We start from the raw sequence: 6,180 nt of genomic DNA, 5'->3' as shown, positions 1-6,180 counted from the left end.
TCCTGGCACATCTCTTGATGAAATTATTCGTGCTTATTGTGAAGTCTAGTGTCTCATACTTATTTGAAATGACTATATCTGCGTTCATCGGCGTCAATCCGCCGCCATCTGCGGTTAAAATTTCATACCTACTATTACGGCAATTTCACTTCGGTCTCCTGACTGATAACTACTGGCGGCGACAGAGTAGGCTCAGGTTCTGCCACATTTAACTGACCGCCACAACAACGCAACTCGTAAAGTTTTGCATTAATTTGATACTCATATTGACTCAATAGCCTTGCATAAATATAGCCAGCTTTTCCATCCAAAAAGCCGAGCTGAATGAAATAAAATAAAATAAATCTGAGCATAGGTTTAAAAGGCAGCCACACCCAAACTTTTTTGAGAAAGCGTTTCCGCTGCACTGCATCTCCAAATAAGTGAGCGCCAATAGTGCCGCTGTCGTCGCGCCCTTCAATAATATTGTAATAAACGCGAGCTTCCCAATTAGAATAGCGGTTGTGCCGTTCTATCCAGTGAAATAAATCGCGGTAATCCTCGTGGATCATGTCATTTTTTAAGTAGCCGACTTGACCCGCTAAAATTACGTGTTCGTGAACTTCGTTGTCGCCAGTATTGGGGACGGATTCAGTGCCGAGGTTTTCGTAACGGCCTTTTTGATGCTTGAACAAACGCAAATTCCAGTCGGGATATCGGCCGCCGTAACGCAGCCACTGACCTAAAAAGAAGACTTTGCGGTTGAGGTAGTAGCCGTCAAAATTGGGGTCTTCGATCGCCTGCGCGATTTCGTCCCAAAGTTCCGGCGGAATGCGCTCGTCGCAATCGACAATTAATACCCATTCGTTGCGAAAGGGCAGATTGTCCAATGACCAATTTTTCTTTTTCGGCCAGCGGTTGTCGAAGTAGAATTGCACTACTTTTGCGCCCGTGCTGATGGCAATTTCTACCGTGCGATCGCTGCTTTGGGAATCAACCATGAAAACTTCATCCGCCCTGGCAATGCTGGCCAGACACGCAGGTAGATTAAGTTCTTCGTCTTTTGCCGGAATGAGAACTGAAACCGGAATCTTGGATGAACTAGATGTCATAATCGAGTGCTTGAACCTAAATGCGGTCGAGTTTTGGTGGATGAAATGCGATCGGCACAGCAGGGCCGACGACTTTAGCAGCGAGGGATATTGCCTATAGCCTAATGCCTGCTGGTCGATTTCGGTGCAAAAATCAGGCCGCGGATGGCTGCGCTCAAATAACCGATTTGACCCCAGGCAAAAACGAAATTTTCAAAGCGCAGCCCTGGATCTCTAATATATTTAAAAGACTTCCAGACTCCCCTCAAGATTCTTTCACCCCCCCGCCCAAGCTGAGCAATACCGGCTCGATCGGACAATTGTTCGCGATAACACTCGCTGATGCCTTGCCACCACCCGCGCTGTAGAAACCAAGCTTTGTTGAGCCTTTCTGTCGCGACATGGTGAAGCACCAGGGCCTCCGGTAGATAAACTACTTGCCAACCTAACTCTAAAGCTAATTCTGTGGCCCGCAACTCTTCATTTGACAGCAACTTTTTGCCGACTCTACCGAGTTTGGCATCGAAGCCGCCAATTTGTTCGAGAAAAGCGCGCCGGATTGAATAGTTTACACCCCTGGGAGTCAAACCGGCAGCAGTCACGTATAGGTAAGTATCGCCTAAATCGTATGATCCCAAGTTCTGGGCCAATCCCGGTGACAGCCATTCGGGCGGGCTGACTCCCGAAGGCCAGAGCAAATTTACTTTGCCACCAGCTACGGCGAGTTGTTGATTGCTTTGATAAGCCGCGTGCAGCACCCTGAGCCAATTCGGCTCAGCAATAGCGTCGTCGTCGAGATAAGCTAATATTTCACTGCGAGCTTGCTTAGCGCCTGTGTTCCGGGCTACTGACAGACCGATTTCGGGTTCCCAGACGTACTTGAGACGCCGATCGCCCTGTCTTGCTTCTACCACCTCGCGGGTGCGCGAAGTCGAACTTTCGGGGCTTGCATAATCGCTAGAAGCGTTATCCACTACTACTACTTCAAAGTTGTCGGGAAAATCCTGTACCAGCAAGCTGTCGATCGCCCCACCTAAATAGGCGGCGCGATTGTGGGTGCAAATAATCGCTGATATCTGAGGATGATCTGGCATAAATAACAGCTTGGGAAATACGGGGGTTCTCGATCGACTTACTCTGATATTGTCTCATCAATGCTATTATCGCTTAAAAAGCATTTGGTAGTTGGCCGTTTAAATCATCATGGGTAATTGCTAATTGGGAATTGGCAATTGGGAATTATGTTTAATCCTTTGTATGTGACCCCGCCCAAAGAAGGGAGACAAGCCCGCGACATTAGTCGCGAGCAGCCCAAAAGTTTTAACCAAACTTCAATCTCCCAAAATCATTTGTTGTGGAGTAAATCTAAAATCTAAAATCTAAAATCTAAAATCGACTGACTAATGAGTAACTCAGAACCCACCACATCAAGACAATTAATCTTAGTAACTGGGCCGGCCCGAAGCGGCAAAAGTGAATGGGCCGAAACTCTGGCGGCGGGTTCTGGGAAACAAGTAATCTATGTGGCTACCGGTCAGGTTGATGAAACGGATTTGGAGTGGATTCGTCGCCTCGATCGGCACCGAAATCGCCGTCCAGTTGATTGGGCAACTCTAGAAGTGCCGATCGAATTATCGGCCGTTTTGCGAGCAAGCAAGCCGTCAGATTGCTTGTTGATTGATTCACTGGGAACTTGGACGGCAAATCTTTTGGAACAAGAAGCTGCTGTTTGGGCGACTACGCAGCAAGATTTGCTAGCCTGTTTGAAGTCGGCGGCGGCTGATGTAATTTTGGTAGGGGAAGAAACCGGATGGGGCGTTGTGCCTGCTTATCCGGCGGGGCGGCTGTTTCGCGATCGCCTCGGCACTCTCGTGCGCCACATCGGGGCGATCGCCGATACTGTTTATCTCGCCACCGGAGGTTACGCCTTGAATCTCAGCGCTTTGGGTACCCCGCTGCCGCCGGTAGCGAAAAATTAACAGCCGGAGTCGCGATCGACAAGAGAGAAAATATATCGGTTTCCCGAACGACAATTTTAACTGAAAATCAGGTAGAATTTTCATTAAGTAAGATTGAAAATTCAAGACTCACATAAATTAGTCAAAAAACATACTCACTAGGGGGACAGCTCAACAATTTGACATGAGGAATAGCCAAATTTTGAAATTATGTAAAAGATAAAATGTCTCTTAAGAAAGAGTGGTAATTTCCAATTAAAAGTCTAAAATAATCAATTAGTTGAAGGGTTGACTAAAAGTTATGGCATCAGATAGTGAAGTAAGAAAATATATTGCTTACTGGTTTCAGTTAGGCAAAAAAGTATTAATTCGCAACGGTTCCGAAGCGCTGCAGCCCAAATTGGTAAATGGGGGCGATCGCTACAGCCAGGAATTTGAAGACTGCTGGCAAAAAATCATCTCCCGCGACAGCGGAGACTGTTACCTCGAAGGCACAAACGAAACAATTGCCCAACTGCTGACGCCAGCTTGGGAAATCAGTCCCTGCGCGCGCTGCGCTATGCCCGTAGTGTTCAAACAAACCGGAATGCCCCCGGAGTTCTGTCCCTGTAACGACTTACCGAACTGGCCCGATACCGAAATGCCCCAACCTCGATCGCCCGTCAGCAGCCAATCGCAACTATCAGGCATTCGCGATCGACTCCAAAGATCCAGCGGCGAGTAAGTATATAAGAAGGAAGAAGGGTCTTCTTCCTTAAATTGTTACAATATATTTACAATGCTTCACACTAGGTCTGATTTATGAATGTCAAGACAGTATCGCCAGCCTCCCCGCCAACTTATGTAAATTCAGGGACTCAGGCTGTACTCGGCAATCTCCAAGATGCAAATACAATTCCCCTGCAAGCAGTACCAGTATCACTAGAGACGCAGCTCGTAACGGACGATCGGCTCAAATCAGCCAGAGACATAGCTTTCGAGTTAGCCGGAGATGCTGTTCGGTACGATCCAGTGGCGATCGCAGCCCTGTACCGAAATCGACCTCTACAAGTCTGGGGAAGGCTGTCGAGCGTTGTTTGGACATTTTTTAGCTTTGCCTTCAGTGTGTGGTTCGACGGCAAAACAGGTCGTACCGCCACAAACGAAAAGCGTCGCGCCGTCCGACTGCGGGAAATTCTCGGCCAACTCGGCCCAGCTTTCATCAAAATCGGACAAGCACTTTCAACACGCCCCGACTTAGTACCGCCAGTATATTTAGAAGAACTAACCACGCTGCAAGACCAATTGCCAGCATTTCCGAACGAAGTAGCATATCAATTCATCCAAGAAGAATTGGGAGCCCACCCCAAAGACATCTACGCAGAAATCAGCCCAGATCCGATCGCCGCAGCATCTCTCGGACAAGTCTACAAAGGCAAACTCAAAACCGGAGAAACAGTCGCAATCAAAGTCCAGCGACCGGGTTTAGCCGAAAACATCGGCTTAGATATCTACATCCTGCGGCGTCTTGCAGTTTGGGCACAAAACAACTTCAAAATAATTCGCAGTGACCTCGCCAGCATTATGGACGAGTTGGGCGAGCGCATTTACGAAGAAATGGACTACACCCACGAAGGTCAAAATGCCGAACGGTTTGCCCAACTCTACGGCCACATCAAAGACATTTATGTTCCCAGCATCTACTGGGAATATACCCGCCGCCGCGTCTTAACAATGGAGTGGATCACCGGCATCAAACTTACGAATTTAGAGGCCGTTAAAGCTCAAGGAATCGACGCTCCTTACTTAATTGAAGTGGGGGTGCAGTGCTCTCTCAGACAACTTCTCGAACACGGTTTCTTTCACGCCGACCCGCATCCCGGCAATCTTTTGGCAACTCCTGACGGTCAATTAGCTTATCTCGATTTCGGGATGATGAGCGAAGTTAAACCTTATCAGCGGTACGGCTTGTTGGAAGCTGTGGTGCATTTGGTGAACCGCGACTTTGAAGGTTTGGCAAAAGATTATGTCAAGTTAGAGTTTTTAACGCCAGACACCGATTTGACGCCAATTATTCCGGCTTTGGCGGGGGTATTTAACAATGCTTTGGGTGCTAGCGTTGCCGAACTCAATTTCAAAAGCATTACTGACGAACTTTCGGCGGTGATGTACGAATATCCTTTCCGGGTTCCAGCTTACTATGCTTTGATTATTCGATCGCTCGTCACGTTAGAAGGGATTGCCATTAATGTCGATCCAGAATTCAAAGTGTTGAGCAAAGCTTATCCTTACGTTGCAAAACGGCTGTTGAGCGACCCCGCACCGGAATTGAGAGCATCCCTGCAAGATTTGCTGTTCAAACAAGGCGAATTCCGCTGGAACCGCTTAGAAAACTTGCTCAACAATGCCCGCGAGAGTGACGACTACGATGTCAGCAAAATCTTGAACCAAGCATTAGAGTATTTATTTTCCGAAAGAGGAGATTTCATTCGCGATCGTATTGTCCTGGAATTAGTCAAAAGTCTCGACACACTTTCGAGCAATGCTTTTGCTAACGCCAAAGCAGTCGTGGGCGAATGGTTTGGAGTCAAGGCAAATCAACCTGTGGTTTCACCAACTGAACAAAAAAACTTAGAACACATCAAGCGGATTTGGGATATTTTGCAATCAACTCCCGGTTTTGACTCGATGAAAGTATTGCAGCTACTTCCGCAATTGTTGGTGAAACCGGAAGTGCAGAATATGGGGCAGAAAGTAGTCGGCGGTTTAGCTCAAAGAGCAGTTGCTAGGGTTATTCGTGAGTTTTTGCTTTCGCAGGAACCGGATGCCATTCCCGTGAATGGAAGCTATGCTAAAACTTCGCCTCAGTTGTCTTTACCTGCTGCGAAGTAGTTATATCATGTCAGGTGAATTGACCATAATTCCTGTAGGGGCGGGTTTACCAATATCTACAATAGAAACGAGAGATTCTGTAAACCCGCCCCGGCTTTTGAGCGTGGTCGATCGACCGCACATCATATTAGATTGGGAGATTGGGATGTTTTTTGACCGCAGATATTAGCAGATAAACACAGATGAACGCAGATGAAATTTCGTCTGCGTTCTTTTAATTAAGGATCGCGAATTAAATAACTTACAATTTTAATTGTTATTGTGGGATGGGCGTCCCGCCC

General features: G+C 47.3%; 5 protein-coding genes. 3 read left to right on the top strand and 2 right to left on the bottom strand.

Annotated elements, in window-relative coordinates:
- Window positions 1-134 precede the first annotated feature (134 nt).
- Both QUB12_RS36360 and QUB12_RS36355 read right to left on the bottom strand, forming a co-directional pair.
- Window positions 135-1,091, bottom strand: coding sequence for a glycosyltransferase family 2 protein (locus QUB12_RS36360; RefSeq protein ID WP_333107235.1), 957 nt, complete (start codon window positions 1,089-1,091; stop codon window positions 135-137).
- Window positions 1,092-1,192: 101 nt separating this feature from the next.
- Window positions 1,193-2,164, bottom strand: coding sequence for a glycosyltransferase family 2 protein (locus QUB12_RS36355; RefSeq protein WP_333310946.1), 972 nt, complete (start codon window positions 2,162-2,164; stop codon window positions 1,193-1,195).
- Between the two features lie 309 nt (window positions 2,165-2,473).
- Here QUB12_RS36355 and cobU point away from each other — a divergent pair, with 309 nt between their 5' ends.
- The 3 genes from cobU (at window position 2,474) to QUB12_RS36340 (ending at window position 5,899) form a co-directional block, all read left to right on the top strand.
- Complete coding sequence (gene cobU / locus QUB12_RS36350) at window positions 2,474-3,049, top strand: bifunctional adenosylcobinamide kinase/adenosylcobinamide-phosphate guanylyltransferase (protein WP_333148158.1); 576 nt, start codon at window positions 2,474-2,476, stop codon at window positions 3,047-3,049.
- Between the two features lie 280 nt (window positions 3,050-3,329).
- Window positions 3,330-3,752: a hypothetical protein gene (locus QUB12_RS36345; RefSeq protein ID WP_333148160.1), complete on the top strand. Its 423-nt coding sequence runs from the start codon at window positions 3,330-3,332 to the stop codon at window positions 3,750-3,752.
- 77 nt (window positions 3,753-3,829) lie between these two features.
- Complete coding sequence (locus QUB12_RS36340; RefSeq protein ID WP_333310944.1) at window positions 3,830-5,899, top strand: AarF/ABC1/UbiB kinase family protein; 2,070 nt, start codon at window positions 3,830-3,832, stop codon at window positions 5,897-5,899.
- Window positions 5,900-6,180: the final 281 nt, after the last annotated feature.

The organism is Microcoleus sp. B7-D4, from assembly GCF_036705125.1.
Taxonomy (GTDB): domain Bacteria; phylum Cyanobacteriota; class Cyanobacteriia; order Cyanobacteriales; family Microcoleaceae; genus Microcoleus.
The sequence above is the reverse complement of the archived record's forward strand: the minus strand, read 5'-3'. Positions and strand labels throughout refer to the sequence as shown.